The sequence below is a fragment of the Ewingella sp. CoE-038-23 genome (assembly GCF_040419245.1).
GTDB lineage: Bacteria > Pseudomonadota > Gammaproteobacteria > Enterobacterales > Enterobacteriaceae > Ewingella > Ewingella allii.
In genome coordinates this window covers 1802731-1818705 of the sequence record NZ_JAZHOH010000001.1, presented here as the reverse complement: position 1 = coordinate 1818705, position 15975 = coordinate 1802731, and the positions used below count along the sequence as shown (strand labels likewise).

Annotated in this window: 15 protein-coding genes; 1 reads left to right on the top strand and 14 read right to left on the bottom strand. The window is 48.0% G+C overall.

Annotated features, from left to right (window positions below; all coding sequences use genetic code 11):
• Positions 1-132: 132 nt before the first annotated feature.
• The 3 genes from V2154_RS08540 to flhB are packed head-to-tail and all read right to left on the bottom strand — an operon-like array spanning position 133 to position 3777.
• Complete coding sequence (locus tag V2154_RS08540) at positions 133-555, bottom strand: flagellar protein FlhE (RefSeq protein WP_353501863.1); 423 nt, start codon at positions 553-555, stop codon at positions 133-135.
• Positions 555-2633 (bottom strand): flagellar biosynthesis protein FlhA, encoded by a 2079-nt coding sequence (gene flhA, locus V2154_RS08535; protein WP_353501862.1) that lies wholly within the window; start codon positions 2631-2633, stop codon positions 555-557. The genes V2154_RS08540 and flhA overlap by 1 nt, the downstream gene beginning before the upstream one ends.
• Entirely contained in the window at positions 2626-3777 is a 1152-nt protein-coding gene (flhB, locus tag V2154_RS08530) for a flagellar biosynthesis protein FlhB (protein ID WP_353501861.1), read from the bottom strand. Before flhB ends, flhA begins: the two co-directional genes overlap by 8 nt.
• Positions 3778-4112: 335 nt before the next feature.
• Here flhB and V2154_RS08525 point away from each other — a divergent pair, with 335 nt between their 5' ends.
• Entirely contained in the window at positions 4113-4658 is a 546-nt protein-coding gene (locus tag V2154_RS08525) for a tyrosine-type DNA invertase (RefSeq protein ID WP_353501860.1), read from the top strand.
• A gap of 97 nt (positions 4659-4755) precedes the next feature.
• Here the strand turns inward: V2154_RS08525 and V2154_RS08520 are convergent, their stop codons facing one another.
• The 11 genes from V2154_RS08520 to V2154_RS08470 form a co-directional block, all read right to left on the bottom strand.
• Positions 4756-5400, bottom strand: coding sequence for a response regulator transcription factor (locus tag V2154_RS08520; protein ID WP_353503954.1), 645 nt, complete (start codon positions 5398-5400; stop codon positions 4756-4758).
• A gap of 66 nt (positions 5401-5466) precedes the next feature.
• Positions 5467-6186 (bottom strand): LuxR C-terminal-related transcriptional regulator, encoded by a 720-nt coding sequence (locus tag V2154_RS08515; protein WP_353501859.1) that lies wholly within the window; start codon positions 6184-6186, stop codon positions 5467-5469.
• Between the two features lie 150 nt (positions 6187-6336).
• On the bottom strand, positions 6337-6870 hold the full coding sequence (locus tag V2154_RS08510; protein WP_353501858.1) for a fimbrial protein: 534 nt from the start codon (positions 6868-6870) through the stop codon (positions 6337-6339).
• Between the two features lie 70 nt (positions 6871-6940).
• The gene (locus V2154_RS08505) at positions 6941-8044 is read right to left on the bottom strand and encodes a fimbrial protein (RefSeq protein WP_353501857.1); all 1104 of its coding nucleotides are present in this window, start codon (positions 8042-8044) and stop codon (positions 6941-6943) included.
• Positions 8041-10596, bottom strand: coding sequence for a fimbria/pilus outer membrane usher protein (locus V2154_RS08500; protein WP_353501856.1), 2556 nt, complete (start codon positions 10594-10596; stop codon positions 8041-8043). Before V2154_RS08500 ends, V2154_RS08505 begins: the two co-directional genes overlap by 4 nt.
• A 103-nt stretch (positions 10597-10699) precedes the next feature.
• Positions 10700-11386, bottom strand: coding sequence for a fimbrial biogenesis chaperone (locus V2154_RS08495; RefSeq protein ID WP_353501855.1), 687 nt, complete (start codon positions 11384-11386; stop codon positions 10700-10702).
• 102 nt (positions 11387-11488) lie between these two features.
• Positions 11489-12154 carry a fimbrial protein gene (locus V2154_RS08490; protein WP_353501854.1) on the bottom strand — a complete coding sequence of 222 codons (666 nt, stop codon included), beginning with the start codon at positions 12152-12154 and terminating at the stop codon, positions 11489-11491.
• Positions 12155-12851: 697 nt separating this feature from the next.
• Positions 12852-13586 (bottom strand): SDR family oxidoreductase, encoded by a 735-nt coding sequence (locus V2154_RS08485; RefSeq protein WP_353501853.1) that lies wholly within the window; start codon positions 13584-13586, stop codon positions 12852-12854.
• A 3-nt stretch (positions 13587-13589) separates the two neighbouring features.
• Positions 13590-13838, bottom strand: coding sequence for an acyl carrier protein (locus tag V2154_RS08480; RefSeq protein WP_353501852.1), 249 nt, complete (start codon positions 13836-13838; stop codon positions 13590-13592).
• Positions 13839-13871: 33 nt separating this feature from the next.
• Positions 13872-14687 carry a MaoC/PaaZ C-terminal domain-containing protein gene (locus V2154_RS08475; RefSeq protein WP_353501851.1) on the bottom strand — a complete coding sequence of 272 codons (816 nt, stop codon included), beginning with the start codon at positions 14685-14687 and terminating at the stop codon, positions 13872-13874.
• The gene (locus V2154_RS08470; RefSeq protein ID WP_353501850.1) at positions 14687-15958 is read right to left on the bottom strand and encodes a beta-ketoacyl-[acyl-carrier-protein] synthase family protein; all 1272 of its coding nucleotides are present in this window, start codon (positions 15956-15958) and stop codon (positions 14687-14689) included. The genes V2154_RS08475 and V2154_RS08470 overlap by 1 nt, the downstream gene beginning before the upstream one ends.
• Positions 15959-15975 lie beyond the last annotated feature (17 nt).

Genomic DNA, 15975 nt, shown 5'->3' with positions numbered 1-15975 from the left:
ACTTTATCCTCCTTTTTCCTGCTCATAAATTCTCAGCCTGCCAAAACTCAGACAAAAAAATATCGCCGATATCAGCGATATTTTTGTGATTGACGGCAGGATTGGTTTTAAAAGCCAGCCCTAGCAACCCATTTAGCGATAATTCACGATCACCTGCTGACTCACCACGCGCAGCGGCGGGTTTAACCTGCCTTGTCCCTCAACCCCAAATACCAGTCTGAAAGAAGACTGCGCCGACTGACCAAAGAAGTTACGCGTTTGCCCCTGCGCGGCGTCCAGATGCTGGCAGCGGTTGCTGCTACTGCACAGCTGCACCTGCAAACCCGCCGGTTCCGGACCCAGCAGGCTGTAGCTCCAACTTATAGTATCGATAACCGCCGAGGGCATCTGCATCACCGGCGCGTTGGCTGATGGGCTTAGCGTTAAAGCGGAAGCCATCTGCCCGCGATTTTGTAGCGTGATGCCCGCCTTGCTGTCCGACCAGGAGCCAGAGACCGCAAGAGCGGACGCCGAGCAGCACATGATTAAAAGCCCCGTAGCCATTTGTTTCATCATTACTCTCCGCCAATGGTGGCAGTCATACGAATCTGGCGGCTGTCGCTCATCTCCAAATTCGACATCACGGCAATTTGCGGCAGTGAACGACGCAGGAAGCGAGACAGCAAAGCGCGCAGCGCATGGTTGACCAGCAATACCGGCGGCGCTCCATTGACCTCCTGTTGTTGCAGCGCGGCCTGGGCCTGCGTCAGTAGACGCTCCGCCAGCCCCGGCTCCAGCCCGCCGCCGCCCTGCAGTGCTTGCAGCAGCAGGCGCTCAAGGGCGGTATCTAATCCAATAACCTGCACTTCACCCGTGCCCGGGAACCACTGTTGAGTGATTGCCCTGCCCAGCGCGACGCGCACCACGGCCGTCAGTTCGTTGGCGTCAGTTTGATTCGGCGCATGCTCGGCCAGAGTCTCAATAATGGTGCGCATGTCGCGAATAGAAACGCGCTCCGCCAGCAGGTTCTGCAATACTTTATGTAAGGTAGTCAGCGTTACCACGCCCGGGATGAAGTCCTCAGTCAGCTTCGGCAACTCTTTGCTGACGCGCTCCATCAGCTCCTGCGTTTCCTGACGGCCAAACAGCTCTTGCGCATGCATGCTGATTAGGTGATTAAGGTGGGTGGCCACCACGGTACTGGCTTCCACCACGGTAAAGCCCTGAATTTGTGCCTGTTCGCGCAGCGCCGGTTCAATCCACACGGCGGCCAGGCCAAAGGCCGGATCCTGAGTCACTTCACCCGGCAATTGACCAATCGCGTTGCCAGGGTTAATCGCCATCCAGCGGCCCGGATGAGCCTCGCCGGAACCTATTTCCACCCCTTTCATCAAGATGCGGTATCCGGCTGGCGGTAATTCAAGATTGTCGCGAATATGGATAACCGGCGGCAGATAGCCCATCTCCTGCGCGAACTTCTTACGAATGCTGCGGATACGCCCCAGCAGCTCGCCGTTCTGCGCGTGGTCGACCATCGGGATCAGGCGATAACCCACTTCCATACCCAAAGAGTCTTCCAACTGAACATCCGACCAACTGGCTTCCACCAGCTGCTGGCTTTCGGTATTCACCTGCACCGTCTCTTTCGCCACTGCCGGTTTCTGCTGCTGGCCGCGAGTCCACCACGCCAGAGCCAGTAAAGCCCCGGTGAATAGCAGGAAGACGAAGTTCGGCATACCCGGCACCAGGCCGAGCAGGCCCAAAACGCCGGCGCTGAGCATCATCACGCGAGGGTTGCGGAACAGCTGGGTGACCATCTGCTCGCCGACATCTTCATTGGTGCCCACGCGGGTAACGATAACGCCCGCCGCGGTCGAGATAACCAATGCTGGGATCTGCGCAACCAGGCCGTCACCGATGGTCAGCAAGGTGTAGCTTTCAGCCGCGTGGCCGAGATCCATTCCGTGCTGCAACACACCCACCAGAAGGCCGCCAACCACGTTGATCACCATGATCATCAGGCCCGCGATGGCGTCGCCGCGCACGAACTTACTCGCACCGTCCATTGAGCCGTAGAAATCGGCCTCCTGAGTCACTTCGGAACGGCGTTTTTTCGCTTCTTCTTCGCCAATCAGCCCGGCGTTGAGGTCAGCGTCAATGGCCATCTGTTTACCCGGCATTCCGTCTAACACGAAACGCGCGCCCACCTCGGCAATACGCCCGGCACCTTTGGTGATAACCATAAAGTTGATCAATACCAAGATGATGAACACCACGATACCGATGGCAAAGTTACCGCCAACCAAGAAGTGGCCGAACGCTTCAACCACACGCCCCGCCGCCCCTGCGCCGGTATGGCCTTCGAGCAAAATGATACGCGTTGAGGCCACGTTGAGGGACAGTCGCAACAAGGTAGAGAACAGCAGAATGGTTGGAAAAGCAGCAAACTCAAGGGTGCGCTGGGTGAACATCGCCACCAGCAACACCATGATCGACAGGGCAATGTTAAAGGTAAACAGCAGGTCGAGGATGAACGGCGGCAAAGGCAGCACCATCATCGACAAAATAATCAGGATCAGGATAGGCCCGGCGAGCACCTGCCATTGTGTATCTTTGAAGCCCGGTAAGCGCAGCAGCGCGGCCAGATTACCCATGTGTTTCTGTTTCTCCAGCAAAGTCCAATGCTTCAGGCACCGGTAAATGTTCAGGTTTTTTCGGGATTAATCCGCCTTCACGCTTCCAGCGCTTAAGCTGATACACCCACGCCAGCACTTCCGCGACCGCGGCATAAAGCGCGGCGGGGATCTGCTGACCAATATCACTATGACGGTAAAGCGCACGCGCCAGCGGCGGGGCCTCCAGCGTCGGAATTCTATGTTCGGCAGCCAGTTCTTTTATGCGCAGCGCCACGTCACCCGCCCCTTTCGCCAACACTTTCGGCGCGCTCATTTTGCTTTCGCTATATTGCAGCGCAACGGCGTAGTGCGTCGGGTTGGTAACAATAACGTCGGCCTTCGGCACGTCGGCCATCATGCGGCGACGCGCCATGGCCCGCTGCTGCTGGCGAATACGGCCTTTAACGTGCGGATCGCCTTCCTGACTCTTAAACTCGTCGCGAATGTCTTGTTTACTCATCCGCAACTTTTTAATGTGGCTCCAGATTTGCCAAAAGACGTCGAACGCCACCATTGGGATCAGGCCGAATACCACCATCATGGCGCAAAACGCCACCATGCTTAGAGCCTCGGCCAACGCCGGAATGGTCGGCTGCGCCATCAGGCGCATCATGTCCTGCCAGTGATGCCACAGGTAAAGACCGCAAATGAAGCCAACAATGGTGGCTTTCAAAATGGCTTTCAGGAGTTCTGCCAGCACCTGCGCTGAAAACATGCGCTTCAGCCCGGCAATGGGGTCCAGACGATTGAGCTTCGGCGCAAAAGATTTGCCGCTAAAGTTCAACCCGCCGAGCAGCAGAGGCGCGGCCAGCGCAACCAGAACTAACCCACCAATTACGGGCAGCAGTGCCCAAACTGCACGCCCCAGCAACGACGCCATTTGCCGCAGCATTTGCCGGTCATTGCTGATGATGTCGTGATCGAAATTCAGACCTTGTGAAATCATCACCGCTAACTGCCGCGCCATCGACTCCCCGGATACCCATAGCAATGAAAAACCGGCCCCCAGCATCAGCATGGAGGTCAGTTCGCGCGAGCGCGGTATCTGCCCTTCTTCGCGGGCCTTTTCAAGCCTGTGGGGTGTGGGGGCTTCGCTTTTTTCGAGATCGCTTTCTTCAGCCACCGGTCGGTTCCTGTTGGTGCATCATCCATCGCCAAAAAGCCATGGATACAATTTCAGGCATAGCATGCCAAAACCTTGTGGGTCTGATTGCTGGAACAAAGGGGATAAATGGGGGTTATTCTTGAGATAAATGGCTTGAAGGTGATTGCTGAGATTACGCCACGCGCAACTATAGAACGCGGAGTGACTTACCCAGCGAAGGTTTTTTCATGACAACTTTCATAATTCCTCTCATATTGCCATGAAATGGAGCCACATAATTAAATAAGCGGCACTAACTCTTACAAATCGTTATATATACACCATCAAAAAACCATGGATAGGTAATCAAAATAATGCAGAACTTTTTAAATCAGCAAGAAATAGAGAAAATGATTGCGGCAACGGCAATGGGTAAAAACCGTGCGCGTGATGAATGCATGTTGTTAATGTGTTTTATACATGGACTGCGCGTGACAGAGTTAATTAATTTGCGGTTCAGTGATATCGAATTACAAACAAAAAGGATTTCCATTTCCCGTTTAAAAAACGGTTTTACTGTCCAGCACCCTTTGCAGCCCCGCGAAATTGTAGCTATAGAAAATTGGTTACAGATACGTTCAGGCTTTTTAGATGCAGATACCCCTTGGTTGTTCCTATCAAAACATGGCGGACAGCTTTCCAGACAGCAATTCTATCGACTCGTGCGTAAATATGGCGAAATGGCCGGGCTGGATACTCAGGTTCATCCCCATATGCTTAGGCATGCCTGCGGCTATGCTTTAGCCGATAAAGGCTTTGATACAAGATTGATTCAAAATTATTTAGGGCATCGTAATATTCAAAACACCGCTATTTACACTACCAGCAATACGCCACATTTTGTGGCGGTAGAGATTTAATCTCAGTTGCCGAATCTGATGTTTGACTCTCGCCCTTCACTATAAAGTTGAAGGGCGAGCCTACTTATCTGCACCCTATTTTAGATATACCCTATGTTTAGAGATAAAGTTTATCTTTCATCAAAAATAATTCAGCATCATTTTTAACGGATAATTTACGCATAGCATTACACTTATGGGCACTGATCGTCTTAATACTAAGACTTCTCAGAGTAGCAATTTCTCCCAGACTCATTCCATTAAACAGATGCTTAAGCACTTCCTTTTCACTGCAGGTAAGTTGACGAGCAGAGAGATCGGCTGAACTATTTTGCAAGGCAAGATAGCCACAGATCTTCTGGCTTAGAAAACGTCTCCCTTGTAAAGCCTGCCTAAAAGAATCAACAATTTTGGCTAAAGGCTCACTACGTGCAATAAGACTGATATTAGGCTCGCAAAGCAAGGGGCGCATTTGCTCTCCTGACTGACAAGATGTGTAGACAATCATAATCAGATTAGGATACTGCGAACATAGATTTAGAATAATATCTCGTCCTTCGATGAAGGACTCACTCTGGCTGTACAAATCAGTGACGAGTACATCAACTGACTGATACATAAAGGCTTCGCTCACCTTTTTAAGACTGTTTTCTTGCAAAATGACATCTTTCACGATACCTAGTGAATCAAGAAAATAGCATAGACCGGCAAGTGCTAGCGGGCTGCTATCCATTAATGCTATTTTGAGTGGTGTAGTTGGCATGACACGCAAAATATAACTCCCTGTATTATTAGATGTATGCCGTTTTATTGGCCGACCGTTATTACGTCAGAAGACAACGCCGGGCCAAGCTTTCATCATCCATATTCCTTGTGCAAACAGCTCACTGTCGTTCTTAAATCCCAACTTCGCCATGGCGTTGCGTTTATGAGTGCTAATTGTGCGGATATCACGATGCATTTTCGCTGCCACTGAAGAGACATTCATACCGGAAAAAAGATAGGTCAACACATCCAACTCGCGTCGTGTCAGCGCAGTTATCTCTTTTCCCGAGTCTGATAAGCTCAACAACTGTCGCAGCTTAGGGCTGTAAAAGTTCCCCCCTGATACAATCTGCGAGATACATTGAACAAAGGCTATCGTCGGCTCACTTTTCAATAAAATGCCGTGAGCACCTGATGAAACGACCAATTGAAGTATTCTGTATTCGCTAAAAGCGGTGCAGACAATAACTTTTACCTCCGGCCAGCGAGAATGTAATGAAGGCAAAAGCCTTAATCCATCCAAAACAGATTCTTTTTCCCCGCATAAATCCATCAATAAAAGTTTTGGGCGATGAGCCTTAATTAGCGGCATGATGTCCGCCAGCGAATTGGTATGAATAATATCCTTACCTACATCGCAACTCTCCAGTAAAAGGCGACGCATCCCTAAAGCTGTCACGGGGCAGCTCTCCATAATGATCACCCCGTTATTTTTAACGGCTTGAGGTTTCATGGATGATGACGATGCACAACGGTGTAACTGCGACATTGGAAAATTATTCATCTTCTCATCTTTATGTTCGGAAAATAGAGAGTGTTATTAAACTGGCTTAACGCTTTCATTTCTAATAGTTAGCAACAATAGTGAAGTCCTTTTATTTATTACAAACTCAAAGGAACAAAGTATCATCGTTTCTCAGCATCAAAATACTACTTATTGATATGTGAAGCTAACCTGCATACTGCCTACTATTGATCCTGGGGTGACATTACCGGAAACAGTATATGCACGCGCTTGTAAATTAAACTTTGCCGTAGAACTTGCGCTCTCTATTGCCTGCGTAACATTGGCGCCGTTACCTAACATCCGACTGTCACTGATATTTTGTACTTGGATCTGTAGGTTAGTTGCCGAACCTGTGTTGATAAAAGTATCTGAGCCTGCGGAGGCTGGGGTCCCATTCACTGTCATTGTGACACTTTTGGTGGTTTCAGGGCATGCGCTCAATTGCAGACTAAAATTCACCCAGGGTGCTGCTGAACCAGCTGATGATAGAACATATTGATGTATACCATCACCCAGGTTTACCTCAACGCCAGAGGTCGGGAAATTAACCCGGCAAGCCGCGGCTTTTATATTGCCGGTGATTTGCAAAGTCGTGGCTGACTTTGAGGAAAACGAGGTGGCACTTAAAATCAGCATTATTGACGAAATCACCTTGAATTTCGTCGCTGTAAAAATCGTCATATCTACATCCTTCTAACCTTTAAGTAGCATTCACTTTTAAGGTGAATGCTATGGGATGTTGCTTGTCAGCTTACTCAAGCTCAGCCTGAATCGTTGCAGTCGCAGTAAAATTACCGGTGCCCGGTGTTCGCCCAGTGGTATTAATGGGGTAGAGCTTTATCTGGGTAGATGCAGATTGCGACGCGTAATTCATATTTAAAGGCAGGTCTCCGCTTATTGGTGGGATAACTGCGCCTGAAGCATTTTCAATTTTTACGCCGACATTTTCGTTAGTGGTTGCCAGGACGCTGGGTTCACTTGGGTCTGGCGTCCCCTGAAACGAAAGGCTCACCTTGACACCCTCTGAAATATTGTTACAGGCGACATTAAGTTGCTGGTTTTTAGGCACAAAACCTTTGGCCATCTCACCTTTAGTATTAATATTTGTGGCGATAATATCGCCGAAAGGAATAGTGATCACTCCGCCGCCGTTGATAGTGCAGGATTGGGGTACAGTTACTGTTCCACTCATATAAACAGAAGAAACGGGCACTGTTGATTTACTGTCACCATCAGTAGCAACAAAAATATCAACAACTTTTGTCATTGGAATAGTCTGTACGCCGACGAAGGCTCTTCTAAAATAGAGTGAAACTGAACCTTTATTACCGGTTTCCCAAGAACCACTTCTTTCACAGGATGTACCCGTAGGATTTTGATTGCTCATATGGAAAGGTGCAGGGATAATTTTCCTTAAACCACCCGCGACAAAAATACTACTAGCCACCCCCAAGTAAGGGCTTATCCCATAGTATTTATTAGTACCATCGTTATAAACCACCCCACCACTTTCAGGTACTTTTGCGGTAATGTATGGTGCCCAAAAAACCCCACGGCAATTGCATCGAATGATGTAATCACCCGCGGTATTCCAGCTAAACGCGTTGGGCTTCAACATTCCCGCGGTATTTTCTGATGGCGTGGTTAAGGTATAATTCATATTAAAATTATATACTTTAGTACTGGTATCAGGCCCGCAGGTAGCAGAATTTGCTGTTCCACTAAACGCGAATAATGCAATACTCGTCCCTAACAGCGTAAACGCTCTGGCATATCCAACTTTGTTCTTGGCAGAGTTCATTAACTGCGAGAAAACAGTGCTATTTATATTATTCATATTCGAATTCCATTTCATCGACATTCCCCTTTCAACAACTCGATATTGGCAGCGTCAATCGATTTTTGCAGGCGATAATCCACTTCGCAGGTTTGCGATGCAGCATTACCCCATTTCACACTTAAGCGTCCTGAGTCACTCATCCCGGTAAGATAAACCTGACCACCGTCACCGACGATATTTCCGTTATAACTCTTGTTACTAAGATCAGTAACCATGGCACCAAAGGGCACTGGCTCACCATTACTACGGATAAGAGTCATTAATACACGCTGGCCAACGCGAGGGTTGAAATCGGCACGTACTACAGCTCCTCGAGCAGGAATGACCGATGTTGAACTCATGGTGATATCTACATCGTCAGGCAGGGATTGAGTATCAAGCACAATTTGGTTATTACGATATGGCGTTGCATAAGGTACGACCGCGTATCCGCGCCCATCAGTGATAACGCCTGAGTTGCCAGTTACTCTTACATTTCCAGCCCCTGGTGCTTTCACCAAGACCATGGTTTCACTTAAAGGTTGAGAGAGGGTTAAACCATTTTCATGGACTATCGCTCCACCTTCTAAACCATAACTCAGACGGCGTTGGTTTTTGTCATAGCTATAGCCAACATTGAATTCGCCTTGGCCCCCTTTATAATCGGCGGCGGCGCTTCCACTGGATCCCTGACCTTGACTGCCATAGCCCTGACTCAGGTTATAACTTAAATTATCATCAGCCAAAGCTGTACCACTTAAGCCTAGGTTATTAGTGGTATTGCCTTTTTTACTGGTGCTCATACCATAGGTGGCGTATCCGCCCGGTAACCATTTATTCAATGGTATGCTGACGTTAAGGGCAAAAATTTGGTCAGTATATAAAGTACGGGAACCGTAGCCGTCCGTACCATTTTTGTTGTAGGTGTAATTCAGGCCATACGAAATACCAGACCATGTATTGTTATATCCCACTCCGACAGATTCAGTACTGCGATTATTATTCCAATACTTTTCTTTAACCATGCTGACTGAAATCGCACCGCCCTTCTGCCACAGATTTTGGCTCATGGTCAGCTCAAAACGGTTCTTTTTCTGATCCGAAGTATAGCTATTGCCGTTGTTATAACTGTCTAATGCTTCTTGCAGGGTATAGAAACCCGCCGTTGAATAACGGTAGCTAGCAAGACTGAAGTTAGTCCCTGTTTCTACGAAGCTTTTCCCGTAGCGCAACCGATATGATTGACCACTGGTTTTAGGGGTATCTTGCTGAGTGGTCCAAGCCTGGGTGACATCAGCAGACAACGCACCAATTCGCCCTAAATTTTGCCCCAAACCAGCGACTAAAGCCTGATATTTAGTGGCAGCCTGTACCCCACCGTAAACAGTGGCCCCATAGCGCATGCCATAAATAGCAGTGCCCTGTGAAAAGACTGCTTTCTCAACATCACTGTTGCTTGAGCGGTATTGACCACTGGTCAGGCTATATTTGAGTCGGCCTTCTCGCTGAAGTACCGGGACAGCGGCGAAAGGAACAACCAAATTCTGTTCACTTCCGTCGGCCTCTTTGATAGTGACCTGTAAGTCACCAGAGCCAGATGTTGGATAGAGATCCGAAATATTAAATGGACCCGGTGCAACATAGCTTTGATAAATAATATAACCATTCTGCCTGATAGTGACCTGCGCATTACTGCGCGCAATCCCACGCACTACCGGCGAGTAGCCTTTCATGCTGTCAGGGAGCATGTCATCGTCAGAGGCCAGTTGCGCACCGCGAAACGAAACAGCATCAAATACTTCACTTGGCGAAGCACTATCACCCAGAGTTAACTGGCTCTTTAATACTTTAATATCACGCTGCATATAGGTATTAATCGATTTCCAGCGATCCTTACCATCATCGTCTCGGCTCCACGTGGAGTAGTTACGCAATCGCCAATCGGCTAGGTTAATGCCAGTTCTGAGGTTTAAATAATAGGTGTCCCTATCCTGGGATATACTATTTTTGGCTTCTTGGTTGGCGCCGGTGAAGTTGTAGTTCATCAGCAATGCTGGAATACCGTTATCCCATTTTTCCGGAGATACGTAGCCACGAGCCTGTTGATTTAGTGCTGCTTGAGGAAGGCTAAGGTCTAAACGCTGCTGTTCAAAATCAAAACGTGCAGATGCCTGCGGAATATCCTGGCTGAGGTTCACGCACTCATCCGTTGCATTGATTTTTGGATACAGCGCGAGTTTGACGCCCAACTCTTTTAGCATCTCACTATTTAGGCAGGGTTGAAGGCTTTGGGTTCCTGCTGCATCAGTGAATAAGTTAAAGTTGACATCCTGTGTGGTGATCATTGTCCCGTTGAGATAAATATCAACGCGATAAGTCCCTGGTGGCTGATTTCCACTTTTTTCAAAAATTGAAAGATCAGCATTTCCCTGCATTGGGTTATCTATTTCAAGTAAAGCCGGACTAAAATATTCCTCAGCGTTCGCGATCCCGGCTCCGCCAAGCATTGCAGCAAGCTGGCAGGAGATGAACCAAGCGAGATAGGAATGTTTGAAGCCGACTGAGCGGTAACTCTTCGGTTTTTTCATTATTTTGATTCCATTCTTATCACCGCCAAATAATCGGCGTGATAGGTAGTGCGCATCCATAGCGCCCTGACGTTATTTACGCCTACTTAGTGGCTATTAGCGATCATAATGTCTGAACAAATGATTGGCTTGTGCCGCCATAATCGTTGATATATTGCCAGCTTAAGGTGTTACCGGAGATATTATTCGGTAATGTAAAACTGGCGTTTGAATATGGCGCCACCATTGGGACATCTTTAATTTCCGCGCCGTTAATTTTGACGTTAAAGAAAGTGAAATAGTGGGCTGAAGAGTTGGTGATCTGCACAGAATTTCCCGTACGTTTCCATGTCAGATTTTTTACGGCATCTTCAGGTGTAGTTTCGATACCCGCAGGTCTATATATCAACTTAATCCGCGTCTTGACGGCAATTTGCAGTGTATTCTCTCTTTTTTCCGCATAAGGAATTGATTTGATATTCATCCAGAATATAGATTCCCTATCCTCCGGCAGATTTCCTCCGGCGCGTACCACGCGCAAAACATTCTGCCGTTCAGCATCCAGACGGAATAATGGCGGTGTAGCGAGAAATGGCGCTTTTTCTGCTTTGTTCTGCCCTGAAACAAGCTCGCCGTCTACCCAGGATTGAATAAGGAAAGGAACCTTGTCAGGATTATTTACAGTGATTGATGCTTCTTTCTTATTACCTTCGTAAATAAGACGTGTGCCGCCAATGACAATCCCTGCTTGTACCGATGTGGTTATGAGCAGCAAAAATGCTGTGATAACCGTAACTCGCCATCTTTCCATGATGTTTACCCAATAAAATATCTTAAATAGATCAAGGGCAATATCTACCCCTGATCTGATATATCAAATCGCTTCTAAACCATTGTGTTTAATGACTGAGATTTATTGATATATAATTGTAAATTGGGCTGCACCTTCTGCTGCACCAGCGGTGACGGTACTAGAGAGAGAGACATAACGTGCCTTGAAATCAAGGTTATTAGCAGTAGTCTTTAAAGTATAGGCCGCTGAATCTTGATACAAACTAATCGGGTTATCATCTTTGTCATAAATTTTAATACCGACGCCAGTCGCTTTACCTGTACCAGTAGCAACGGCTAATACGGTATTATCACCCGCCACTTGCGTACCATCAAAACGCACTTTGGCACTGGTCACTGTTGAAGGGCAACCTGTTAATACCAAGGTGAATTTTTGAGCAGCAGATAAAGATCCAGATGTTGGAAACGCTGTAGTACCAATTTTACCCAGTTGAACATCCAGATTTTTGGATGCTGCACTAACAGTACATGGGTTACTAATAACGTCGCCCTTAAAATTTATAGTACCGTCAATAGCGAAAGCTGAAGAAGAGATTACAGAAGCAACCAACAAAGCAAGACCAGTAATATTTTTTTTCATTTCAAATTTCCTTTGAACATATGCATAGAGGACGCCGTCATTGGCGTTCGCATTGTTTTTGACAAAACCATCTGCCATTCCATTACTTTGTTCTTTAGAGGTTCCACCTCTTAAATAAACGGCTAAGTCATTACAGTAAATGCTCAACAATTCATTCCGAAGCAAAGTGGCTCTACTTTAGTTCCGCTAAAAAAAACTGTCAATAGACAGTCCATTATAATAAAAAACTTTAAATTAACCATTAAAAATCAGTAGCTTGCTTTAAAAATTCGAACTTTTGCCTCCATTTAAATCTAAGTATTTTCTTACGCTACAATTAGTCTTTGCTTTTATATGAACGCCTGATATGAAAGCACTAACTTTTTATTCCAAGAAATATAGAAATTTTGAACGCATGCTCCATAAGCAATGTTTGGTTAGCATATAAAGCCAAATGTGTCATTTCAGTTTAAAATGAATTATTTGAATTAAAGCCTAGTATTTATATTAGCCCCTGACGTCAAGATACCTGTAAACACTCAAATCCACTGTCACATTAAGCCAGACGAGTTAACTAACTCACTAATAAAAGGCAACGATAGCAGCCTTGTAGTTAACAATTAAACACGTAGAGGTATGGCTAAGCGAAGCCTTTACTTTAAAAGGAACTGGGTAAGATATTTCTAATGTTTAGCTTCTGTTTATACTACTGACCGAGATTGGAGAAAAATTAACAAAACAGGATGAGAGTGTTGTGAAAGAGAGGAAGAGGGAGTGGGAAAACAAATGCATCAAATTGAACATCAAGAGTAAAGGTGCCCTTGATGTTCATTTAACGTTGATAAGTCAGTACTGGAGAGAGGTGTCAGGCGGTAAGGCCGCCGTCAATAACTAACGTCTGGCCTGTCATGTAACGGGCACCCTCGCCGACCAGCCATGATACGGCATTGGCAATGTCTTCAGGTTGCCCCAATCTTCTCATCGGAATGAGGCTGCGAATGGCTGTCATTTTCTCTTTGGGTAGAGAGTGCAGCATTTCACTATCAATAAAGCCAGGTAATAAGCTATTGACCCGAATGCCAAACCTGCCTAACTCTACTGCGAGAGAGCGGCTCAAGCCGATCATGGCCGCTTTGCTGGCACTGTAAGCCGTCTGCCCAATATTGCCTTTAATGCCTGATACTGACGACATCATGACTATCGCCCCCTCCCTTTGCGCAATCATCGCGGGAAGCAAGGCCTTGTTCCAATTGAACACGGCATTAAGATTGGTATCCATCACCTGTCGCCAGTTGTCGGATGTCTGAAACATATGCAATGCATCAAGCGTAACGCCCGCGTTGTGAATGATGCCATAGGGAGCGCCAAGGCGTTGAATAAGCTGAGAAGCCGTGTCATTTACCGCCGCCTCATTCCGACCGTCACAGCGAATCCCTTCAACCTGCCCAGGTAATGACTCGCACAATGCCAGAAGTGATTGGCTTTGCTGTTCAGCACTCTGCCAGGTGAACACAACATTCCACTCTTTCGCCAGCTCGAGAACCGTCGCCCGGCCAATACCGCGGCTTCCGCCGGTGACCAAGATCCATTTGTCCAGCATTGGCTATTCACCCTTCTCACTAATGAATTCGCAAAGCTCACGTAGAGTGAGATCAGGTTGGTCAGCGAAAACGTCCGTTTCTATCGTAACGCTGAACTCTTTGTTGGCCAGAAGCATCAGTTCAACATAATCCAAACTGTCTAACTTGAGCTGTGAAAGGGGCATGTCTGGAGAAATGGACTCCATTTCGAGGTCTTTTGCTTCACACAGCATGGCGCAAACTTTGTTATAAACTTCATTGTAATCAATCATTTTAATTCCCTTAAAAGCTATGTTTTAGGTGTTTTATTCAACGCCAAAAGTTGTCGCTTTCAATGTAATGGAGCTTCTTATCAACGCTTTCCTATCCACAAAAGCTTGGATAGCTACTCGCAAAATAAACCCGCTATGGCTTTTACCAACCATTAGCGCAGGTAAAATAGAGAAGCTCAGGGGTTCGGCGAAAACGGTTATGTCATCATGCGCTAACAGACTGGGAGAGAAATGCGTTTCGTGATGAGTTTGCACCATCTGCATTTGACTAAATACTGCCATCAAATCTGTACAATCCAGCTCTGGCAACACATCACGAACGCGGCACATGGTCTCTGGCGAGTGAATAAGCTGCTTAAACAGCAGAGCGTCTAGCACATTCCATGAGTTGAGACTCTGCCCGGTCATTGCAGACAATTGCCGCGACGATGTGAGCATTTCCAGCGTTGAGATCTGGCCATCCTCGGCCTCCGGGCCTTTAGTCAGGTCAGGTGCTGCGACCAGTTTGGCATTGATACACCCCTCCTGGCTTAGCGCATTACGCAGGGTGCTACGCAGTTGGATCTGGCCGTTGCGTGAGAGTTGCTCAGTCTCCAGCAGGTGGGCTTGCTGATAAAAAACCGGCTTATCCAAACGACAGCTAAACAGCAGGCTTTGATCCTGTGGCATGACAACGGGTGCCTGAATCCCCAGACTCGCTTTGATATCCAGCATGGCGCGCATGCCATGGATGCATAACACATCCAGCCCCAATTGGCGGGCTGCAGCTAAATTAAAGTGAATAGGATTGTTATCGCCGGAAAATGCCGCCCACTGCTCGGCATCTTGCAATTGGTACTGCATTGACATTACTCCCCCTTACCTATGATCAGGGCGGCGTTTGCTCCACCAAATCCAAAACTAAGATTCAGCGTATTTTTCACGTCGCCGCGACGGTGCCCTTCGACGATGTAATCAAGGTCACAATGGGGATCGGCAGTCTGCATATGATGAGTCGCGGGCATGATTTGATGCTCAAGCACCTGCAAACAGACGATACTTTCAAAGCTGCCTGCCGCGGCAATAAGGTGTCCGGAATAGGATTTAGTGCTGGAACAGGGGGTACTATAGGCGGCCTGTTCGCCGAGAGCCTGTTTGATGGCCTGTGTTTCGTTTAGGTCATTCAGCGGGGTTGAGGTTCCGTGCGCATTGATATAATCAATGTCATCGGGAGTTATCCCGGCCTGCGCCAATGCGCGGCGAATCGTTTCTACGCGAGCAATTTTGTCTTCCGCAGGGGCTGTGAAATCAAAGGCATCAGAGTAATTGCCATAACCTTTAATCTCGCCAAGGATCCTTGCTCCGCGCGCCAGGGCGCTTTGGCGATCTTCCAGACAGAGCACGGCTGCCCCCTCGCTCAAGACGAAGCCGTTCCGCTCGGAGCTAAACGGGCAACAGGCCTTAGTGATGTCCTGCGGCTCGCGGCATAGCGCCCCGAGAATATCGATATTCCAGGTCGACGAGTCAGAACGCAGCGACTCACCCGCCCCGGCCAGCATCATCTTGGCGCGCCCGGCTCGAATCAGTTCGAAAGCATCACCAATGGCGATGGTGCCAGTGGCACAAGCCGCCACCGGCGAGTTTTGATATCCCCTCAAGCCCCACAACAAACTGACCGCCGCCGTTGCTGAACTGGGCATCGAAAAGAAGCAACCAAAGGGTGAACCCATATTGTTGCGCAGGTAATCTTCATGCTGCACCTGCGTTTCATCCTGCCCAGCCCAGCCTGAGCCTATGATTGCGCCGCACTCAAGCAAATCGTAGAACTGCTCAGGGCGCTTTTCACCAAAGGCCATCTGCATGGCCTGTTGCGCGGAGAGTAAGGCCAGATGTGCAAAGCGCGGCAGCCGGCGACGGATCGCGGCGGGCACCGACTTAAGCGGCGGCTCATTATCAATCAGGCCGAAAAAGCGTGATTTAATCCCCGCCGCCGACCTGTCGTAGTAACGGTAGCCGAGGCGGTAATTCATGATAGCGTCCCAGCTTTCAGTGGCATTTGCTCCCATTGGCGTCACCGCGCCGTAACCTGTGATCACTACACGGCGTGGAGAATTCCCCGCGCCAGCAATATCCTTATTCATCTTGCATTCCTTTAAAT